The sequence below is a fragment of the Actinomadura sp. 7K507 genome (genome assembly GCF_004348425.1).
Taxonomy (GTDB): domain Bacteria; phylum Actinomycetota; class Actinomycetes; order Streptosporangiales; family Streptosporangiaceae; genus Spirillospora.
In genome coordinates this window covers 24,184-43,597 of record NZ_SMKK01000056.1, presented here as the reverse complement: position 1 = coordinate 43,597, position 19,414 = coordinate 24,184, and the positions used below count along the sequence as shown (strand labels likewise).

The window sequence follows — 19,414 nt, the reverse complement described above, 5'->3', positions numbered from 1 at the left end:
GCCGCTGGATCTACTACACCTCCGGCACGACCGGCGGAGCCAAGGGCGCCCGCCACACCGACGGCTCGGTCATCGCGGCGGCGCGGGGCGCGATCGGGCGGCACCGCAAGGTCCCGTCCGATGTCAGCGCGATCGCCTGGCCGTTCCCCCACGTCGGCGGCGTCTCCATGCTCGCGTCCGTGCTGATCGCGGGCGGCAGGCTGGTGCTGTACGACCACTTCGACCCGGAGACCACCCCGATGCGCATGGCCGCGCACGGGACGACGGTCCTGGGTTCGGCGACCCCGTTCTTCAAGGCGTACGTCGCCGCGCAGCGCCGCTACGGCGAACGTCCGCTGTTCCCCGCGCTGCGCGTGTGCGTGGCGGGCGGCGCGGCGGTGCCCGGGTCGGTCAGCCGGGAGGTCGCCGAGGTGCTCGGCGTTCCCGGCATAGTCGACGCCTGGGGCCTCACCGAGTTCCCGGTCGCGGCCAGCCAGACGCCCGAGGACCCGGACATCGGCACGAACGTCGGCCTCCCCACCCCGGGCGTGCGCGTCCGCGTCGTCGACGGGGAACTGCGGCTCAAAGGCCCGCAGTGCTTCCTCGGCTACGTCGACGCCTCGCTCGACGCCGAGGGCTTCGACGAGGACGGCTGGTTCCGGACCGGCGACCTCGGCACCGTGGACACCGGCGGCCGGATCCGCATCACCGGCCGGCTCAAGGACGTGATCATCCGCAACGCGGAGAACATCTCGGCCAGGGACGTCGAGGAGGCGCTGCTCAGCCACCCGGCCATCGCCGACGCCGCGGTGATCGGCGTCCCGGACCCCCGGACGGGCGAACGTGTCTGCGCCGTGGTGGTGGCCCGTCCCGGCGGACGGGAGCCCACCCTGGACGGCCTCGCCGAGCACTGCCGGGCCGCCGGGCTCGCCCGCTTCAAGGCCCCCGAGCGCCTCGTCGTCCTCGACCAGCTGCCTCGCAACCCGATGGGCAAAGTACTCAAGAACGAGCTGCGGTCCGCCCTGGCGGAGCCGTAGGCCGAGAAGGGATCTTCGTGGCGACGGTCAAGAGGGCGATCGACTGCCTGGTGAACGTGAGCCTGACGGGCGGCCAGGACCCGCCCGACTGGCTGGTGCGGGTCAAGGAGGACTACTTCAAGGGCGACGACTCGTTCTTCCGCGACGCCGACTACGACGAGCTGATCGACGAGATGGACCGGCTCGGAGTGCGCCGCGCCATCCTCCTGAGCCCCCTGAACGCGGGCCCTTCCTCGCTGGCCCGGAAGTTCGCGGAGAAGGCGCCCGACCGCTTCTCACTCGGCATCGGCCGCCTCGACCTGCTGCGCCCGATGCCGACCCTCCGCGCCCTGACCGAGGTCGTGGCCAGCGCGCCCGTGTCCTACGTCTCGGTCGGCCCGAGCTTCTGGGGCGACGGCAACTACCCGCCCAGCGACGCGGTCTACTACCCGCTCTACACCAAGGCGTGCGAGCTGGGCCTGCCCGTCTGCGTCAACACCGGCCTGCCGGGGCCGCCGCTGCCGGGCGAAGCGCAGAACCCCATCCATCTCGACCGGGTCTGCGTCCGCTTCCCGGAGCTGAAGCTGTGCATGACGCATGGCGCCGACCCCTGGTGGGACACCGCCGTCCGGCTGATGATCAAGTACCGGAACCTGCACCTGATGACGTCGGCCTGGTCGCCGAAGCACCTGCCGCAGTCGCTCGTCCACTACATCTCGACGCGCGGCAAGAAGAAGGTCATCTTCGCCTCGGACTCCCCGGTGCTGTCCCTCACCCGCACCGTCACCGAGGCGGCGGCACTGGGCCTCGCCCCCGAGGTCCTCGACGACTACCTGTTCGGCAACGCGAACCGGTTCTTCTTCGACGGCGCGGCGGCCTGACATGTCTGTTCAGCGCGACCCTGTTCAACGCGACCCTGTTCAGCACGATTCTGTTCAACACGGTTCTGTTCAGCGCGGTTCTGTTCAGCACGAGGTTCGTGACGGGGTTCTCGTCGTGCGGATCGACCGTGAGAACCGGCGCAACGCGCTCGACCAGGAGTCCACGCTGCGCCTGGTCCGGCTGCTGGAGGACGCGGCGCTGGACGAGTCACTCAGGGCCGTCCATCTCACGGCGGCCGGACGCGACTTCTGCTCGGGCTCCGACTGGGTGTCGGCCAACTCGGGTAGCGCCGCCAACTCTGCCAACTCTGCCAACTCCGGCGACTCCGGTGACAGGGAAAGGCCACGCCCCGCGAGCCTGGTCAGGCGCCTGCCGCTGCAGAGCCATCGCCTGATCGAGCTGCTGCTGACCATTCACCTGCCGGTCGTCGCGACCGTGCGGGGCTTCGCCGCCGGGCTCGGCTGCCAGCTCGCCCTCGCCGCGGACTTCACCGTGGCGGACGAGGACGCGACGTTCTGGGAGCCGTTCGTCCACCGCGGATTCACCCCCGACACCGGTGCGACATGGCTGCTCCCGAGGCTGGTCGGGCTGGCCCGCGCGCGGCGAATGCTGCTGCTGGGCGAGAAGGTCAGCGGCGCGCAGGCGGCGGAATGGGGCCTGATCCACGAGGCCGTCCCCGCCCCGGACCTGGACGACCGCTCCAACGAACTGGTCGCCTCGCTGGCAAAGGGCCCGACCGTCGCCCTGGGCCTGACGAAACAGTCGCTTCTGCGAGCGGCGGAGGCGCCCCTGACCCGCGCCATGTCCGACGAGTCGTACGCCCTCGAACTCGCCGCCCGGACAGCCGACTTCAAGGAGGGCCTCGCCGCCTTCAAGGCCCGCCGCGACTCCGACTTCACCGGGCGATGACCGACACCAGAGGAGACCCGCGCATGGGCCCTGCCGATCCACCGCATCCCCTTCCCGACGAGACGGTAGGGCCCGACGAGACGGTCCGGCCCTACGAGACGGTCCGGCTGGACGTGGACCGCGACGCGCGAGTGGCCACCGTGACCCTCGACCGCCCGAAGCGCCTCAACGCGTTCAACAAGAAGATGTGCCACGAGGTCGCCGACGCCTGGCGGCGGATCAAGCTCGACGAGTCGGTCAACGCCGTCGTCCTCCGGGCGGCCGGGGAGCGTGCGTTCAGCGCTGGCCTGGACGTCCGGGAGCGCTACGAGCAGCCGGACGACATCTGGAACCACGAGGATCCCGGGGAGCTCCTCAGCCCGAAGTGGCAGAAGCTGTGGAAGCCGGTCGTCTGCGCGGTCCAGGGCATGTGCACGGCCGGGGCCTTCTACTTCGTCAACGAGGCGGACATCGTCATCTGCTCCGAGGACGCGACGTTCTTCGATTCGCACGTCACCTACGGCATGGTCTCGGCCATCGAACCCGTCGGCCTGATGCGCCGCATCGGGCTCGGCGACACGCTGCGCATGGCACTGCAGGGCAACGACGAGCGGGTCGGCGCGGCGACCGCGCTGCGCGTGGGCCTGGTCACCGAGGTCGTCCCGGCAGACCGGCTCTGGGCCAGGGCGGACGAGATCGCGCGGGGCGTCGCGCGCAAGCCGTCGGCCGCGACGCAGGGCACCGTCCGGGCGATCTGGGAGTCACTGGACAAGCCGTATCGGGCGGCCGTCGAGCAGGGCCTCACCTACACCCGGCTCGGCAACCCGATCGGCATGAGCCAGGTCGACCGCGAGCAGGCGCTCGACGGGGACGTGGTGATCAGATGAGCGCGCTCTCCGGCGGGCTCGGCCGGACGCTGCGGATCGACCCCGCCGCGCCCGCCATCGAGTTCGAGGACGCCTGGTGGAGCTGGGGCGATGTCGCGCGGATCGCGGAGTCGGCCGCCGCGTCGGTGCCGCGGCCCGGGGCACCGGTCGGGGTGATCCTGCGGAACACGCCGTGGCATGCCGGGGCGCTGCTCGGTGTCCTGATCGCCGACGGGTGCGTGGTGACGATCAACCCCGGGCTCGGGCGTGCGCCGGCCGAGGTCGGCGAGCTGAACCTCGCGGGGCTGGTGGGCACGGACGCCGACCTGGAGGCGTTCGGACGTCCGGTCACCGATCCGGCGGCACCGGCCAGGCCGGGCGTCGCGGTGCGGATGCTGACGAGCGGGACGACCGGACCGCCCAAGCGCGTGGACATCACCGCCGACACGCTCACGCGGACCATGGAAGGCGCCAAGCACTACGAGTCAGGCCGCCGCCCCGAGCCGGTGCTGCGGCACGGCGTGGCCATCGTGAACTCTCCGCTCGTCCACATCGGTGGCCTGTTCCGCGTCGTGCAGTGCGTGCTGGACGGCCGCTCCTTCGTGCTCCTGCCCCGCTTCGAGGTCGGGGCGTGGGCCGGCGCGGTGCGCCGCCACCGGCCGAAGACGGCGAGCCTGGTGCCGGCCGCGCTCCGCATGGTCCTCGACTCGGACCTGACCCGCGAAGACCTGTCCGGCCTCCTGTCGGTGGTCTCCGGGACGGCGCCGCTGGACCCGGCCGACGCGGACGCGTTCACCGAACGCTTCGGCGTGCCCGTGCTGACCTCGTACGCGGCCACCGAGTTCGGCGGCGGCGTGGCGGGCTGGACCCTCGCCGACCACCGCCGCTACTGGACGGCCAAGCGAGGCAGTGCCGGACGTGCGCATCCCGGCTGCGGCCTGCGCGTGGTGTCCCCGGAAGGCGAGGAACTGCCCGTGGACGAGGCGGGCCTGCTGGAGGTGCGTCCAGCACAGTTCGGTGCCGATGCGCCATGGGTCCGCACGACCGACCTGGCCCGTATCGACGGCGACGGGTTCCTGTGGATCGTGGGACGCGCGGACCAGACGATCATCCGGGGCGGGTTCAAGGTGCAGCCCGATCACGTCCGGTCCGTGCTGGAGCGGCATCCGGCCGTCCGGAGCGCGGTCGTGCTGGGCGTCCCTGACGCGCGCCTCGGCGAGGTGCCGGTCGCGGTGATCGAGTCGCGGCCGGGACACGCGCCCCACCGGGAGGAACTCCTCGCCCACGCCGCCGAGGCACTGGCCCGCTACGAGCTGCCGACCGAGGTGACGTTCGTGGACGCGCTGCCGCGTACCCCGTCCGGCAAGGTCGACCTCCCCGCCGCACGGGCCCTCCTGGGGGCGTCATGACCGAGCCGTGGGTGTTCGGGGAGCGGGCACTGCCCGAGCAGGAACGCTTCGCGCGGGAGGTCAGGGACCTGTGCTCGGTGGTACTCGCCCTAGAACACACCGACCCGCTCCTAGAGGACGTGACCCGCACGCTGACCGCGGCCCGCCGGCGACTGGCCCGCCGCGTGCCACCCGAACCGGGACCACGCGTCGGAGCCAAGGCCGACACCAGCGGGCGCGTCTACCTGGACCACGGCCGGGACGTCGGCGAGTTCAACCCGATGTTCCCGCCCTACGGCATCACGGTCGACGGTCCGGCGCGGGCGACCGGGACCGTGCGGTTCCCGATCTGCTACGAGGGGCCGCCGGGCTGCGTGCACGGCGGATTCCTGGCCGTCTTCGCCGACTGCGTCGTCCAGCACCACAACTGCGCGGTCGGGCAGACGGGCAAGACGCGCGGGCTGGAACTGCGCTACCGGCGTCCCGTCCCGGTGTCGAGGGACCTGGACTTCGAGATCGACAGGACGGTCGCGGACGGCTCGGTCCACTCGAAGGTGCGGCTGATGTCGGACGGCGAGCTGCTCTGCCACGCGACGACCAGCGCGATCTGCGGCGACCGCGCGAACCTGCCCGCCGTCTCCGCCAGGAGGTGACATGCGAACCGTGGGCGACGTGCTCCGCTCCAGAACATCCGACGATCACACGTTCCTGGTGTGCGACGACGAGCGGCTGACCTACCGCGACGCCTGCCGGGAATCGCGCCGCCTCGCGAAAGGCCTGGTCGCGGCGGGTGCCGGCCACGGAACACACATCGGCCTCCTGATCCCCAGCGGCGCGGATTTCGTCGTCGCCGCCCTGGCCGCCGCGCGCATCGGAGCGGTGGCCGTCCCGATGAGCACGATGTCCACGACGGCGGAACTGCACACGCTGATCGACGGCTCCGACACCGAGATCCTGCTGGCCTTCCCGTCCTACCGGTCGAAGGACTTCGAGACGATGCTGCGAGAGGCCGCAGGACTCGGCGCACCAGTCTTGCGGGAGGTTCTCTTCACCGGCGGGGACGCCTGGCACGGCCTGCTGAACGACGCCGACACGGTGAGCGACGACCTCTTCGAAGCGATCGAGGCCGATGTCACGCCGTCCGACGACCTGGTCATCGTGCACACGTCCGGCTCGACCAGCGCGCCGAAGGGCGTCGTCCACACGCACGGCGCGCTGCTCGACCACCTGCGGGTGCTGAACGAGATGCGCGACTACGGCCGCGGCGAGACCCTCTTCTCCAACTCGCCGTTCTTCTGGATCGGCGGGTTCGCCTACACCCTGCTCGGCACCCTGCTCGCCGGCGCGACGCTCGCCTGCTCGCGCGCCGCCGAACCGTCCGGCGTGCTGGACGTCATCGAGCGCGAACGTCCCACGATGGTGAACGGCTACGCCTCGTCGGTAGCCGCCCTGGCCGCCGACCCCAGCTTCCCGCGCCGCGACCTGTCGTCCATCCGGCGCGGCAACCTGTATCCGATCATGCCGGACAGCGCCCTCCCCGCCGATCCCGGGCTGCGGACGAACATGCTCGGGACGACCGAGGGAGGCAGCGTCGTCCTAGCCGGACGTGACAACGCGGACGACCTGCCGGAGAGCAGGCGAGGCTCGTTCGGACGCCCCGTCCCCGGCTACGAGGCCCGGATCGTCGACCGGGAAACCGGCGCCGACCGCCCGGTGGGGGAGAAGGGCGAGCTGTGGCTGCGCGGCCCCGCTCTCATGCGCGGCTACTACGGCGTGGAGCGGTTCGACACTTTCGACGACGACGGCTGGTTCCACACCGGCGACATGGCGCGCACCGACGAGGCGGGCCACTGGTACTTCCTCGGCCGCGCCGACGACCTGATCAAGACGGCGGGCGCGAGCGTGTCGCCCGCCGAGGTGCAGGACGCGATCCGCACCGCCACCGGCCTGGACTCCTACGTGTTCGGCCTGCCAGATGCCGAGCGCGGCCAGGTGGTGGCGGCCGTCCTGGTCACCGGCGACGGCCCCCCGCCCGCCCTGCGTGAGTCCCTCGCCCCGGTCCTGTCGCCCTACAAGATCCCCCGGGTGGTGCGCGCCGTACCGGTCTCGCGCGTGCCTCTCCGCTCCAGCGGCAAGGTGGACATGAACGCACTGGCGGAGTTGTTCGATGACCGTTGACCAGAAACCCACGATCCCCACCGCCCTGGCGTCGCTCACCGACCGGTGCCCGAACCGTGATGCGCTGGTGACCGCCACCGAGCGGATCACCTGGACCGAACTGGACGTTCGCAGCCGTGGCCTCGCCGCCGTCCTCGCCGATCGCGGCGTCACCCGCCGCACCCGCGTCGGGCTGCTGATGGAGAACGGCATCGACTGGGCGGTCCACGCCTTCGCGATCATGCGGATGGGTGCCGTGCTCGTCCCCCTCAGCACCTTCCTCCGCGCACCCGAACTCGACCAGCAACTGCGGACCGCGGCCGTGGAGCGCCTGATCCTGGTGGACGGCTTCCGCGACAGGAACTTCCTGGACGAGTTCAAGGACCTGCTGCCTCTCGGTGCCCGGGACGGCCGAACGCCTCGCCTGCCAGCCCTCCGCTCCGCCTGGCGCCACGACGAGCTACGGGACGCCCCGCCATCCAGCGAGAAAGCGTCCGCCCTGGAGGACCGCGTCCGCCCCGCCGACGACCTCGCGATCATGTTCACCTCCGGCAGCCGAGGAACCCCCAAGGGCGTCATCCACACCCACGGGAACGCGCTGCGCGCCGTGGCCGCGAGCCTGCCCATCCGATGCGTCCGCCCTGGTGACCGCCTCTACATCCCGATGCCGTTCTTCTGGATGGGCGGCTTCGGCGGTGGCCTGCTGACCGTCCTCGCCGCCGGGGCGACGCTGCTGACGGAGGCCGTTCCGTCCCCGGAGAGCACGCTCGAACTCCTGAGCCGCGAACGCGCGACCCTCTTCCGCGGCTGGCCCGACCAGGCCGCCCGCCTGGCGGCGCACCCGCTGGCCGCCGAAACCGACCTGTCGTCCCTGAGACCGGGCAGCCTCCCCGCGATCCTGCCGCCGCATCTGCGCAGCCACCCCGGAGCCCGCGCGAACCTGTTCGGAATGACCGAGACCTTCGGCCCCTACTGCGGCGACCCCCTAGACCAGGACATGCGCCCCGAAGCCTGGGGAAGCTGCGGCACCCCATTCCCAGGGATGCAGGTACGGATCGCCACCCCAGAGACGGGCGAACCAACGCCCTCGGGCGAACACGGCGAGATCCAGGTCCGCGGCAGACACCTAATGCGCGGCATCTGCGGCCGCTCCCGCGAGGAGGTCTTCACAAAGGACGGCTGGTGCCGCACCGGAGACATCGGCCACCTGGACGACGCCGGACGCCTCTGGCACCACGGCCGCCTAGACGACATGCTCAAGATCCGTGGCGCCACCGTCTATCCAACGGAGGTCGAGTCCGCGCTCCAGACCATCCCCGGCATCCACCAAGCCTTCGTAACCGACGTCCCCGCCCCAGACGGCACACCCCAGATCGCAGCAGCCGTAATCCCGGAACCCGACACCGCATTGGACGAGGCAGACGTCCTGAAGGCCGCCCGAACACAGTTGAGCGCCTTCAAGCTCCCCACCGTCCTCCGCGTCCTCCCGCCAGGCGAAGACGTCCCCCGCCTACCAACCGGCAAGCCCAACAAACCCGCCCTACAGCGCCTCCTAACGGAGTAGCAGCAACACGTCCGATTCGGTGGTAAGCGTTGCGCGAGGCGGAGCGGGGCTTTCACTATGTGGTCCATGGACGGATTCGGGGCGATCATCGGGCCTCCCGCCTGGCGGGAACTCACCGCGCTGGGCCGGCCAGGCACCTATGAGCCCGGCGAGATCCTCATGCGGCAGGGGGACATCGCCGACCAGGTGCTCCTGCTGGTCGCCGGACGGGTGAAGGTCTCCCTGGTCGACGCCGAGGGCCACAGTATGCTGCTCGCCGTGCGTGGACCGGGACAGGTGCTCGGGGACATCACGGTCATCGACGGCGCTCGGCGGTCTGCGACGGTCTCAGCGATCGACGAGTGCGAGGTCTCGGCGGTGTCCCGGGACTCGTTCCTCCGTGCTCTCCAGGCGATGGGCCTCCATAACGAACTGGTCCGCTTCGCGATGCGACTGTTCCGGGAGAGCGAGGAACTGCGGCTGGAGCTCGCCACGCTCAAGGCCGGCCCCCGGGTCGTCCGTGGCCTGCTGCGGCTGGCCGTGTCGACTAGCCGCGAGGTCAAATCTATTGATATCGGGCTGAGTCAGGCAGAGTTCGGTGAAGCGATCGGCCTCTCGAGGGCCTCGGTGGCGGACAAGCTCGCCGAATTGCGTTCGGCTGGATTGGTTAACACGAAACGCGAGCGAATCATTATCACGGATCTACCGGGCCTACGTGATCGCGCCTCCAGGTAACATTAAGATTACTTGTCGGGACGTGTCTACTTTTGCACACAGAGGCCGCTGTGGTTCCTGCAAGATCGGGTGATCCACCCGCCTTGCCTTGATTTCTCATCACCTGTGCGGGTGTCCTTCCTGACCACGAGAACACCCACGGAGGTGCCATGGCAACGCGTCCGACGCTGGCCGACCGGTTCGTCATCGGGTCGGACATCGAGAAGTACAGCAGCCGTTCAGTGCGCCGCCAGGTCGAGCTTCAACGGACGCTGCACGAACTGCTCAACACGGCCGCCGAAGAGGTCGGCCTCGACCGAGGCTCGTGGCAACGGGAGCCCGGCGGGGATGGTGAGCTGGCCATCCTGCCTCCGGAGATCGACCTCCTCGCGGTGGTCGCCGAGTTCGTGCGTGTGCTGGACCGGCGGTTGACCGACCATAACGACGACCACGGTGCCGAGCTTCAGATGAGGTTGCGGGTCGCCATGAACATGGGCACGGTGACGTCCGGCCATATGGGGGGCGGTGGCGACGCTTTCATCGTCCTCAGCCGGCTTCTGGACAGCGCGCCCGTGCGCGCCGCGCTGGCATCCCGGCGGGATGCGAACCTCGCATTGATCATTTCCGAGGAGGTTTATCAGAAGGTCGTACTGTCTGAGTTGGGCGGCCTGAGGGCGAAGCAATTCCTCGCGGTTGCGGTGGACCTTCCCGCGAAGGGGTTCCATCAGACTGCCTACGTCCATGTCCCGGGAATCGGTCCGGGGGCGATCGTTTCCGGTGGAACGGAACCGGGTTCCGGTACCCCTGAGTTCGACAGTAAGCCAAAAACCGTCATAAACACCATCTCGGGCGAAAACATCGATCTGTCACGTTCCATCCTGGGCTTCAATGAGCACGGCTGATTCGGTCTGTGCAAATGTCCGACGATGAGATCGCCGAAAAGGTGCCCGAAATGCCGGAGCGGGAGCCGGAGCACGACGACGGAAACTCCGGCGATGACGCGCTTGCGAACGACGATGCCGATCAGGTCACACCGGAAGCCGATGCCGATGCCGGTGATGCGTCAGCCGACGTTGACCATGGCACGGTGAGCAATGCTCACGCTACGGCCGCCCAAGCCGGGAAGGCCGTCTACAACATCTTTCTCGACCGGGTGGATCAGCGGGGAAGCGTGCTCGGCATGGCCTCGGCGGAGCGCATCGAACGAGGGCACGCCGTCACCGGCAAGATCAGCCCGGCGGTGATCAAGGAGGCCGCCGCCGGGTACGCCTCGCCGGGCGATTGCTACGAGGAGGCGAGCGCCCACCTGGTCAAGGACCACGCCCTGGTCCTGACCGGCCGGAGGGGACTAGGGAAACGCACAGGCGCCCTTGTCATGCTGCGCGACGTCATCGGCTCAGAAGGCACGATCGTCGCCCTGCCCCCATCTATCTCCCTGAAGGAACTCGCTGAGCGCAAGTACAACCAGGGCTGCGGTTACGTGGTTTTCGATCGTGTGGACGACGGCCTGCCCCGTGCCGGAAGCGGCCGAAGCACCGGAAGCGAACTCGACCACGCCTGGCTGGCCGTCCTTGACCGCCTAGATCACTTCGGTGCCTTTCTCGTGGTGACCATGATCGAGGAGCCGGTGCGGGTACCCGACTCCGTCCGGCACGTCCCTTGGGCGCCGCCGCCGGTCGCCACCGTGCTCCGGACCGGACTCGGCGAGCACGCGCGAAACGAGGACGTCGAGGCCGTACGGGATGCGCTGCCCGCCGAGTTCGCGATGCGCGACCTCGGCCGCATCGTCGAGCGCCTTGCCGCCGGGCAGGCGCCCGCTGAGGCGGTTGCGGAGGTCCTCGACGAAGCGGGGCGCCGCGTAGTCCACGAGTGGTTCGACGGCGGTCCTGGCCGGGAGCAACTACTGGCAGTTACCGTCATCGCCTTCGTCTCGCGACTTCCCGAACGGCGCTTCGAACTGTGCGTCAGGCTGCTGGACGGCATCCTCTCACCGGCGCGCACCGAGGCCGCCTCCGATGGAACGGCAGGTTCGGAGTCGGGCACAGCCTCTCCAGCGGGAGATCGTCCCGCCATAACGCAGGATCGGCGCCGGAACGAGACGCTTGTCCAGGTCCTTCGCGTACAGGACGGTGCCAGCACGCGACGGGTGCTTGCGTTCGCCGAGGACGCCTACCGCCCCTACGTTCTCGAAGAACTCACGACGGGCTACGGCATCGGGTTCTGGGACTCCGTCCGCGCTTGGCTCAACCTGCTCGTCCTCGAAAAGGACGATGAACTCCACCTCGGCATCGGTTCGGCGCTCGCCCTGCTCACCTACTTCGACCGCGACGAGACCGAGACCTATCTGGAGGAATGGTCCCGGGGCGGGGCCGGCTGGCAGGGGCAGGCCACCGCTGTCTACGCCCTGTGGTTCCTGTGCCTGGACGAGGCCATGGTTCCGATCGCGCAGCGGATCGCGGATGACTGGGCGGGCCAAGGAACCGCAGAGCAGCGTCACACCGCGATCCAGGCATTCGCCGGGGAGCTGGGCGTCCGCCTTCCCCAGCTCGGAGCACGTCGGCTCTGGCAGCTCGTCCTGCAGGAGAACCGGCACAGCGAACCGGCGGCGTCCGCGTTCGGTGAGCTCTTCGCCACGCTGGTCGCCCGGGACGGCGACGCCGAGTTGCTTGTTGAGCACCTGCTCGCGCAACTGGCGAAGTTCCTGCCGATCGGTTCTAGCCAGAACCGCTACCGGCTCACGTTGGTCGGCGTCCTCTCCGTGGTCCACGCCCGCAGTGCCCGCACCGGCGTCCCCGCCGTCGCCGAGTACCTGCGCGACCGCCCGGATCGGCTCGCTGCCACAGCTGAGCTGTGGGCGGCGGCGATCCGGCACCGGCCGTGCCGCCGCTCCGCGTTGGAGGCGCTGCTGAGTGCGTGCGTCGCGATGATCCGGCGGGGCGGGACGGAGAACGAACGGGAGGTGCAGGCGCTCGCCGACGCCCTGATCGGCGCGCTACCGCCCGAGGAACTCGAACCGCTGAAGACCGACTTCGGCGTTCTGCTCACGCATACCCACTCCAACGCGGTTCGTGTGCGGAGCTTTGGCGAGATCATGCTGGCCGCTCTGGATCACGCGGCAGCAGTCCTGAAACGGAGACCGCAATGACGATCCCTTACCCGATCACCAGTGAGAAGACGCTGGGCCCGGCGGGCCGCGGCGGGGTCCGGGGCATCGGACGACGCCGCCGGGCCCCGGGGGAACTCCCGCCGGTCAAGGGCGAGCAGGTCCGTGTGTTCCTGGTCGACGGCGAACACGTCGTCGACCACGGCAGGCCGGACGACGACGAGCAGGCCGTGCGCGCCAGCCATGTCGCCGTAGTCGACCTGTCGCGGAATGTCGAGGTGCCTGTGCGGCTGACCATCCCGTCGTGTGACGCTCAGGAGTTCACCGTCCAGGCGACCTTCCTTTGCTCGGTCACCGATGCCGCGGCCGTCGTGCAGAACGGGCAGGGCGACGCGTCCCGGGCACTCACCGGATATGTGCGCAGTCACCAGCGGCTCTTCCAGCTGGGCCTGGATCACCGGGTGTCGGCGATCAACCACGTGCGGCTGCTCGTGCAGACACAGCTCCAGGCATACGTTCAGCTCCGGCCGCCGGTCCTGCCGGGCATCGCCGCCGACCTTGCCAGCGTCGACGTGCTGACCCCGGACGCCGTCCGCTCCTTCCAGAATCGGCTCAACGAGCAGGACGCCGCCCACACCGTCCAGGCGCGGGGGTTGAACCTCCAGCACGAGATCGAGCGGATCAAGGAGGACTACGCCCGGCAGATGGAGATCGCTCAGCGGAAGCATGATACGCAGATGGAGGAGATGCGCCTTCATCTCCAGGAACAGACCCAGCGAATCCTCAACTCCCAGATCAATTTCCTGGACGAGGCCGTGGGTGACGACCCGTTGCGTGCCGCTTATCACGCCCAGGGAAAGGGGGAGCTCTCCGCGGTCGACGTCGCCCACAAGGTGCAGGAGCAGGCTGACCGTGTGGCCGCGGGGCAACGCGACGAGATCGAGCGCTCAAGGCGGCTCGAGGACGAGGACCGCACGTGGATGAGGCAACACGCTGACCGCGAGTATGAGGCGGGGCTCAAGCGGGAAGAGCGCGCCTATCAGGTCGAGAACGGCGACCGGGAACGGTTGCGGGCGTTGGAACAGTTGAAGCACGAGCTGGATTTGAAGAAGCTCGAGCATCTTCAGGCGCTCGAAAGCAGCGGTGCCGAACACGAACGCGCCATGATCGAGCGTGCCTACGCCGCCGAGGAGCGCGAGCGGGAACGGCTACACGAATTCAAGGGCAGAACACTGGATATGCAGGCCGAGCAGGCCCGTCTCGACCATCAGGCCAACGAAGCCAAGCTCCAGCTCCTCTACGCGGCCCAAGGTGCCGACCGCGAACACCGGCATGCCTTCCGGGAGCGGGAGCAGCAGCAGGCGATCGATCGTGAGATCCGCGAGCACGAGCTGCGCCGCCATCTCCTCCAGGCACGGCTCGAAATGTTCAAGGAGTACGCCGCGCGAGGCTACGTCGACCAAGGAGTGATCAGCCAGCAGGACGTGCTGTACGGCCTCACAGAGAATCCCCCTGTCACCGGACAGGAGCCGCGCGCTGCCTTGCAGGACGGGGATTCCGGCGACTATGGCGACTATGACGAGTCGACCTTGCGTGAGGAGGGCTCGGCATGACCTCTGACACCGTGGTGCCCGCTCCGCCCGGCAACCGGTTCGATGTTCGGTTCCGCAAGGTCACCGGCGTGGAGGAGGACATACTCCGGTGGGTGCCTTGGGAACGCACTCGCTACTCGGCGCTTGCCCTGGTGGTCGTGAACGCCGGGTTGATGGCCGTCGTCTCGATGCTCATTCTGCTGGCGGCTTTTACGAACGCACCCTGGTATGCCCTCCTGCCGTTCGCGGTCCTGTGGGGTTGGGGCCTCATCGGTGTGGACCGCTTCCTCATCACTATCACGCACGGAGCCGTTTCCAAGCGCGTCGTCATCCTGATCCTGCGGCTCGGCCTGTCGATTATGATCGGCCTGGTCGTCGCCGAGCCTCTGCTTTTCAAGATTTTCGAGCCGGCGATCCACCGTGAGGTGAGCGCCATGCGTGTCGATGAGCGCCTCATGAAGGAGTCCGCGCTGCGGGAATGCAACCCCGTGCCGTATCGGGCTCTTGACGAAAAGACCCGTGCCCGTTGCGCGGCTGGCCATCTACTTCTCTCGGTTGAGGACACCCCGGCCGCGGCGGTCGGGGCACTGGAAGCGACGCGGAACCGGCAAGCGGAACTCCGGCGGCTCATCGACGATGCCGAAAAGGCGATTGCCAAGGCGGATCAAACCGTCCGCAACGAGTGCAATGGTGTCCGAGGCCGGGGCCTCACCGGCCAGATCGGCCGCGGCCCGGCCTGTAAGGCGGCAGAGGACGCCGCGCGGCGCACCGAGGCCGGCAGCAGGATCGATGAGTATCAACGCCAGGCCCAGGCCCTTGAAGCGACACTGGCGAATCTGACCAAGGCCAGGCAGACGGCCGAAGGAGCTTACGAGGGCCGGGTCGCCCAGGCCATCGCATCCAAACTTCCCTCGGCCGACGGCAAGATCGGCATTCTGGAGGAGTGGAAGGCTCTGGAGCGATTGTCCTCGCAGAGTGTCTTCATCTTCCTCGGCCAGTGGTTGCTCCGCTTGCTTCTTGTCATGCTCGACTGCCTGCCCATCCTGGCCAAGAGCATGATGGGCACGACAAGTTACGACCGAATGCACAGAGCCCAGCTCTTCCTCGCCGAGGAAATCTACGGCTCAGAACAGAAGCTGCAACGTCAACGGCACCTCGCCATGAAACGCGTAGCCCACCAGGAGTCCGAACTTGACGAGCGCCGCCGGACAGACCAACTGGCGGAGGAGAATCAGGCCGTCCTTACACACCGCGACGCCGTCCTCGATTCCCAGATAGACGCGCTGGCGGAAGAACTCCGCCGCCGTCACACCAGCACTAACCCGCCCAGCCCCAACGGCGTGCCTTTCCTCATCAACTGACCCACCCCGCGTCCATTGAGGCGACCCGGTTGCTGGCCGGCGCCGGGGTGGCGCAGCCGGTCAAGGTGCGTCTGGGCGTCCGGCGATGAATCGCATACCCACGTGGGTTTCCAGCAAGAGGTGGTCGGCTACCGGTTTCATGTCCTCGGTCGCCGTAGCCAGTTTGAAGCGTTGTACGGCGTCGACCTCAAGGCCCGACCACTCGCCGGGGGCCAGGTTCGGGCGGTCCCAGATACTCTCCGACCAGGTGTGGTCCACCCTCCAGTAGGGCGTCCAGAACACAGCTCATGGCTTCTGCGCCTGTTGCCTGCCCCGTTGCCCGGCCGAAGAACCTGAACTGATGAGCCAATGCATACACCTTTGATCGCTGCTCACCCACCATAGGCTTTCTCGATCGCGAGAGAGCAGGAAGCCGTGCTGCAGGCTGGGCCACAGGACGCGCCTATCCAGAAGAACGGTGAACACGCCCGGTCCCGGGGCGGAAGGCGAAACGCTGCCGATTAAAGCGAACGAAACGACGTCGGAAGGAGGCCGGCGAGCCGGTCGGGATCGGCGATCATCTCGATCCGGGCGATTGTCGCGTCGTGGACGGTGAAGGCGAACGCCATCTGCGGACGTCCGCCCGGCGCCCACACCGCCCCGGGTGAACCGCCGAGCAAGGCCGGCCGGGCGCCGAAGGCCCGGCCGCAGAACGTTTCGGCCACGGCGGTCGCACCCTCCAGCAACTCGGGGGCGCCGGTGAGGACGGCGGCGGCGTCGGCGCTCAGCACCGCGTCCGGATCGAGCAGGGCGAGCAGTGCCGCGAAGTCCCCGCCACGGGAGGCGGCAAGGAAGGCGTCGACGATCTCCTTGCGCCGCCGGACGGCTTCCCCGCCGCTCGGTGCGGCCCCTTGGACCCGGCGCCGGCCCCGGCTGGCCAGCTGGCGCGCGGCGTCCGGAGATCGGCCCAGGACGACGGCGATCTCCTTGTACGGCACCGCGAACATGTCGTGCAGCACGAACGCTAGCCGCTCCGCCGGAGTGAGGTGGTCCAGGACGACGGTCATGGCCAGCCCCACGGAGTCGGCGAGGAGCGTTTCCCGCTCCGGGTCCCCGCCGTCGTCCTCGCGGGCAGGAGGCTCCGGGGTCTCGTCCATGGGACCTTCACGCCTGGTCGCGCGGGAACGCAGCATGTTCAGCGACACCCGCGCCACCACCGTCGTCAGCCAACCACCCAGGTTGTCCACACCGCCGGTGCCCGCGACGCTGGCCCGTACCCAGGCCTCCTGCACGGCGTCCTCGGCCTCGTTCACCGAGCCGAGCAGCCGGTGGGCAACGGAGAGCAGGTGGGGCCGATACCGTTCGAACTGATCGGTCGGCACATCGCGGTCGTTCAAGGCAGCACATCTCCAGTGAGTCGTTACCAGGACTGACACCGCCCGCAGGCCGAATGTGACGCACCCGGCTGTCACATCCGCCCATCGCCACGTGTCAGATCCACCGACCGGCCGAAGAGACGCCGGGTCGAGCGATGTGGAGAAGATCATGACCGAAGGTGTTCGGACGATCATTTACCCGGTCGGGAACCTGGACAAAGCGAAGGCGCTGTACAGCCGGCTTCTCGGCGTGGAGCCCTACATGGACGAGCCCTACTATGTCGGCTTCGAGGTCGGCGACCAGAACATCGGTCTCGACCCCCACGGGCACCGCCTGGGGGCGGTCGCGTATTGGCACGTGGACGACATCGAGGCGGCGCGGCAAGAGCTTCTCGACGCCGACGCGGAACCCGTTGACGACATCAAGGACGTCGGCAACAAGTTCATCGCCACGGTCAAGGACGCCGACGGCAACATCATCGGCCTCCTCCAGAACGCCTGAAGGCGAGCACGATGTCTCACGTGTGGAAACGGCGGCTCGCCGTCGCGCTCATCGCGTACCTGTTCCTCTCGTTCACGGTCGGGATGGTGACCAAGTTCTGGCCCGGCCCGACCTTCTTCGGCCCGGCCTACTCGGTGAAGTTCGCCGAGTGGGGATGGCCGTCGTGGATGCGGTTCGTGGCCGGCGCCACCGAGGGGATCTGCGCGGTTCTGCTGGTCGTCCCGCGCCGCCGGGTGCGCTTCCTCGGGGCCGTGGCGCTGGTCTTCCTCCTGGCAGGGGCGGTGACGACGCACCTTCTGGACGAGGCGCCCCTCTATGAGGAGGTCTCGGCCCCCCTCCATCTGGTGATCATGATGGCCGTGGCGCTGGCGAACTGGCCGTCGGACTGGCGGCTGTTGCTGCGGCCCTGGGAACCGGACGCGTCCCCGCTGCGTACTCAAGACCACATGCACGTCAGGGAGGATGCCTACATGCCTTGACCTTCGCGTGTTGCCGTGCCGGCTCCGCCTCCAGCACGCCTACTCCACGGAGAGCGGGCAAGCTCCCCAGAGGGCGGGCAAGCTCCCCGGAGAACGGGCAAGCTCCCCGGAGAGCGGGCAAGGAATCCGCCGTCTATGGCTTTAGCGAATCGGAGGCGCCGGGGCGGCCGATGAGTTTGTGTCTCCCGGCTGGTCAACCTCGTGACACCCTAGGAAAGGAGACCGCCATGTCGGAGCTTCTCGTCGACTTCATCACCTCCCTCGACGGTCACGCATCGGGAGAGGGATGGCCCGGGTTCTGGGGCCTCGAGGGTCCGGAGTACCTCGCATGGCTCGGCGAGCAGCCCGAGGCCACCCACCTGATGGGAGCGAACACCTACCGCCAGATGTCGGGCTTCGCCGCCGGCGAGGTCCCGAGTGGCCAGGACGAGTTCAGACCCGAGGAAGAGGCGTCCGTCGACGAGCTCACGCGAGCGTCCAAGGTGGTGTTCTCCTCCTCACTCGAGGAGCCGCTGACGTGGGCCAACTGCACGCTCGTCCGCGACGACGCCGTCGAGGCGGTTCGCGCCATGAAGTCGAGCGGCTCGGGGCTCCTCAGCACGATCGGCAGCCTGAGCCTGTGCCGGTCCCTGCTACGAGCCGGACTCGTCGACCGCTTCCGGGTCGTGATGTTCCCGGTGATCACCGGGGCCACGGGCGCGGAACGCATCTACGACGGCTATCCGGACGTCGCCCTCGAGATGACCGAGCACCGCACCTTCGACGGCCGCATCCAACTGGTCGAGTACAAGCCCCGCGTGCTCGAGCACCCGCCGTTGGGCGCCCCCGGGTGACGTCGCCCCGTCCGCCGGTCTGGACCGGGTCTGGACCGCCGCCAGGCCGACGGGCGCGGAGCAAGCTATAGAGATAGCTGTGCTACGAGATCGCCTGGGTAGGTGCGTGTCGGTGATGCAGAACAGGGACGATCCTCGGTGGCAGAACGCGCCAACTCCTGGCACAACCGCGCCGTTCTGCAAGCTCGCGATCTGTACCGAACGACGGGCCCGCGTCATCAACGCCTTCATCGGTCTCGCCAACGCCGCCATCGTGACCCGACGACCACTGGCTGAAGCCTGGACCACCGACAACCGCTGGGACGACCGGCCAGCCCGTCGACCGTGACCTACCTGCGGAACCTCTAAGGAGTGCTTCGAAGCGTGGGGTGCGGCGGGTCGTCCGGCTCAACGGGACGACTCGCCGCGACTTAGCGGATCGGGGGCCGCCGGGGGGAGTTGTTGGCGGCCGGTCAGTGCGTGCGGGTGGCGGTGTGGAGGGTCGTGCGCAGGGCCGCACGGGTGAGCAGGAGGACGGGCCCGTCCGGGTCCTTGCTGTCCCGCACCGCCACCGCACCGGCGACGTCCGCCAACTCGATGCACTCGCCGCCGTTGCTGAGGCTTCGTCCGGCTTTGCGCCACTTGGCGTTCTTCAGGTCCATCGTTCTTCGGCCACCTTCCTGATGAAGTCTCGCGACATCTCTCCCGGAAGTGTTCTGTTCCGGAGATCAACCAGGACGCGTGAGAGCTCCGCAAGGTCTGCGGGATCATCTGTCG

18 protein-coding genes and 1 pseudogene are annotated in these 19,414 nt (G+C 68.8%); 17 read left to right on the top strand and 2 right to left on the bottom strand.

Annotated features, from left to right (window positions below):
* From E1285_RS15205 to E1285_RS15145, 13 genes are all read left to right on the top strand, one after another.
* Positions 1-1,016: fatty acid--CoA ligase family protein (locus E1285_RS15205; RefSeq protein ID WP_165966626.1), on the top strand; the 1,016-nt coding region annotated here is incomplete at its 5' end.
* Positions 1,017-1,033: 17 nt separating this feature from the next.
* Positions 1,034-1,876: an amidohydrolase family protein gene (locus tag E1285_RS15200; RefSeq protein WP_132152426.1), complete on the top strand. Its 843-nt coding sequence runs from the start codon at positions 1,034-1,036 to the stop codon at positions 1,874-1,876.
* 1 nt (position 1,877) lies between these two features.
* The gene (locus E1285_RS15195; RefSeq protein ID WP_132152424.1) at positions 1,878-2,786 is read left to right on the top strand and encodes an enoyl-CoA hydratase-related protein; all 909 of its coding nucleotides are present in this window, start codon (positions 1,878-1,880) and stop codon (positions 2,784-2,786) included.
* A 23-nt stretch (positions 2,787-2,809) separates the two neighbouring features.
* Positions 2,810-3,652 carry an enoyl-CoA hydratase/isomerase family protein gene (locus tag E1285_RS15190; protein WP_132152422.1) on the top strand — a complete coding sequence of 281 codons (843 nt, stop codon included), beginning with the start codon at positions 2,810-2,812 and terminating at the stop codon, positions 3,650-3,652.
* Positions 3,649-5,040: an AMP-binding protein gene (locus E1285_RS15185; protein WP_132152420.1), complete on the top strand. Its 1,392-nt coding sequence runs from the start codon at positions 3,649-3,651 to the stop codon at positions 5,038-5,040. The genes E1285_RS15190 and E1285_RS15185 overlap by 4 nt, the downstream gene beginning before the upstream one ends.
* Positions 5,037-5,672 carry a hypothetical protein gene (locus E1285_RS15180; RefSeq protein ID WP_132152418.1) on the top strand — a complete coding sequence of 212 codons (636 nt, stop codon included), beginning with the start codon at positions 5,037-5,039 and terminating at the stop codon, positions 5,670-5,672. Before E1285_RS15185 ends, E1285_RS15180 begins: the two co-directional genes overlap by 4 nt.
* Before the next feature lies 1 nt (position 5,673).
* On the top strand, positions 5,674-7,197 hold the full coding sequence (locus E1285_RS15175) for a class I adenylate-forming enzyme family protein (RefSeq protein ID WP_132152416.1): 1,524 nt from the start codon (positions 5,674-5,676) through the stop codon (positions 7,195-7,197).
* Positions 7,187-8,740, top strand: a complete 1,554-nt coding sequence (locus E1285_RS15170; RefSeq protein WP_132152414.1) for a class I adenylate-forming enzyme family protein — start codon at positions 7,187-7,189, stop codon at positions 8,738-8,740. Before E1285_RS15175 ends, E1285_RS15170 begins: the two co-directional genes overlap by 11 nt.
* A 66-nt stretch (positions 8,741-8,806) precedes the next feature.
* Positions 8,807-9,454, top strand: a complete 648-nt coding sequence (locus E1285_RS15165; protein WP_132152412.1) for a Crp/Fnr family transcriptional regulator — start codon at positions 8,807-8,809, stop codon at positions 9,452-9,454.
* Between the two features lie 149 nt (positions 9,455-9,603).
* Positions 9,604-10,335 carry a hypothetical protein gene (locus E1285_RS15160; protein WP_132152410.1) on the top strand — a complete coding sequence of 244 codons (732 nt, stop codon included), beginning with the start codon at positions 9,604-9,606 and terminating at the stop codon, positions 10,333-10,335.
* 185 nt (positions 10,336-10,520) lie between these two features.
* Positions 10,521-12,578 (top strand): hypothetical protein, encoded by a 2,058-nt coding sequence (locus E1285_RS15155; protein ID WP_132152408.1) that lies wholly within the window; start codon positions 10,521-10,523, stop codon positions 12,576-12,578.
* Positions 12,575-14,149 carry a hypothetical protein gene (locus tag E1285_RS15150; protein WP_132152406.1) on the top strand — a complete coding sequence of 525 codons (1,575 nt, stop codon included), beginning with the start codon at positions 12,575-12,577 and terminating at the stop codon, positions 14,147-14,149. Before E1285_RS15155 ends, E1285_RS15150 begins: the two co-directional genes overlap by 4 nt.
* The gene (locus tag E1285_RS15145; RefSeq protein ID WP_132152404.1) at positions 14,146-15,489 is read left to right on the top strand and encodes a DUF4407 domain-containing protein; all 1,344 of its coding nucleotides are present in this window, start codon (positions 14,146-14,148) and stop codon (positions 15,487-15,489) included. The genes E1285_RS15150 and E1285_RS15145 overlap by 4 nt, the downstream gene beginning before the upstream one ends.
* Positions 15,490-15,989: 500 nt before the next feature.
* Here E1285_RS15145 and E1285_RS15140 read toward each other — a convergent pair whose 3' ends face one another.
* Positions 15,990-16,865, bottom strand: coding sequence for a sigma-70 family RNA polymerase sigma factor (locus tag E1285_RS15140; protein ID WP_132152402.1), 876 nt, complete (start codon positions 16,863-16,865; stop codon positions 15,990-15,992).
* A gap of 148 nt (positions 16,866-17,013) precedes the next feature.
* Here E1285_RS15140 and E1285_RS15135 point away from each other — a divergent pair, with 148 nt between their 5' ends.
* From E1285_RS15135 to E1285_RS15120, 4 genes and pseudogenes are all read left to right on the top strand, one after another.
* Positions 17,014-17,346 (top strand): VOC family protein, encoded by a 333-nt coding sequence (locus tag E1285_RS15135; protein WP_132152400.1) that lies wholly within the window; start codon positions 17,014-17,016, stop codon positions 17,344-17,346.
* 11 nt (positions 17,347-17,357) lie between these two features.
* Positions 17,358-17,825, top strand: coding sequence for a DoxX family protein (locus E1285_RS15130; protein WP_132152398.1), 468 nt, complete (start codon positions 17,358-17,360; stop codon positions 17,823-17,825).
* A 227-nt stretch (positions 17,826-18,052) separates the two neighbouring features.
* Positions 18,053-18,658 carry a dihydrofolate reductase family protein gene (locus tag E1285_RS15125; protein WP_132152396.1) on the top strand — a complete coding sequence of 202 codons (606 nt, stop codon included), beginning with the start codon at positions 18,053-18,055 and terminating at the stop codon, positions 18,656-18,658.
* A 138-nt stretch (positions 18,659-18,796) separates the two neighbouring features.
* Positions 18,797-18,986: pseudogene (locus tag E1285_RS15120) on the top strand (IS5/IS1182 family transposase); the annotation flags it as partial.
* Between the two features lie 124 nt (positions 18,987-19,110).
* On the opposite strand, the gene E1285_RS15115 reads toward E1285_RS15120, so the two are convergent.
* Positions 19,111-19,299, bottom strand: a complete 189-nt coding sequence (locus E1285_RS15115; protein ID WP_132152392.1) for a DUF397 domain-containing protein — start codon at positions 19,297-19,299, stop codon at positions 19,111-19,113.
* Positions 19,300-19,414: the final 115 nt, after the last annotated feature.

Bases quoted from the DNA above. Each gene is read 5' to 3' on its own strand.
- E1285_RS15195 (WP_132152424.1), top strand. From the start codon at position 1,878: ATGTCTGTTCAGCGCGACCCTGTTCAACGCGACCCTGTTCAGCACGAT.
- E1285_RS15190 (WP_132152422.1), top strand. From the start codon at position 2,810: ATGGGCCCTGCCGATCCACCGCATCCCCTTCCCGACGAGACGGTAGGG.
- E1285_RS15185 (WP_132152420.1), top strand. From the start codon at position 3,649: ATGAGCGCGCTCTCCGGCGGGCTCGGCCGGACGCTGCGGATCGACCCC.
- E1285_RS15180 (WP_132152418.1), top strand. From the start codon at position 5,037: ATGACCGAGCCGTGGGTGTTCGGGGAGCGGGCACTGCCCGAGCAGGAA.
- E1285_RS15175 (WP_132152416.1), top strand. From the start codon at position 5,674: ATGCGAACCGTGGGCGACGTGCTCCGCTCCAGAACATCCGACGATCAC.
- E1285_RS15170 (WP_132152414.1), top strand. From the start codon at position 7,187: ATGACCGTTGACCAGAAACCCACGATCCCCACCGCCCTGGCGTCGCTC.
- E1285_RS15165 (WP_132152412.1), top strand. From the start codon at position 8,807: ATGGACGGATTCGGGGCGATCATCGGGCCTCCCGCCTGGCGGGAACTC.
- E1285_RS15160 (WP_132152410.1), top strand. From the start codon at position 9,604: ATGGCAACGCGTCCGACGCTGGCCGACCGGTTCGTCATCGGGTCGGAC.
- E1285_RS15150 (WP_132152406.1), top strand. From the start codon at position 12,575: ATGACGATCCCTTACCCGATCACCAGTGAGAAGACGCTGGGCCCGGCG.
- E1285_RS15145 (WP_132152404.1), top strand. From the start codon at position 14,146: ATGACCTCTGACACCGTGGTGCCCGCTCCGCCCGGCAACCGGTTCGAT.
- E1285_RS15135 (WP_132152400.1), top strand. From the start codon at position 17,014: ATGACCGAAGGTGTTCGGACGATCATTTACCCGGTCGGGAACCTGGAC.
- E1285_RS15130 (WP_132152398.1), top strand. From the start codon at position 17,358: ATGTCTCACGTGTGGAAACGGCGGCTCGCCGTCGCGCTCATCGCGTAC.
- E1285_RS15125 (WP_132152396.1), top strand. From the start codon at position 18,053: ATGTCGGAGCTTCTCGTCGACTTCATCACCTCCCTCGACGGTCACGCA.
- E1285_RS15115 (WP_132152392.1), bottom strand. From the start codon at position 19,299: ATGGACCTGAAGAACGCCAAGTGGCGCAAAGCCGGACGAAGCCTCAGC.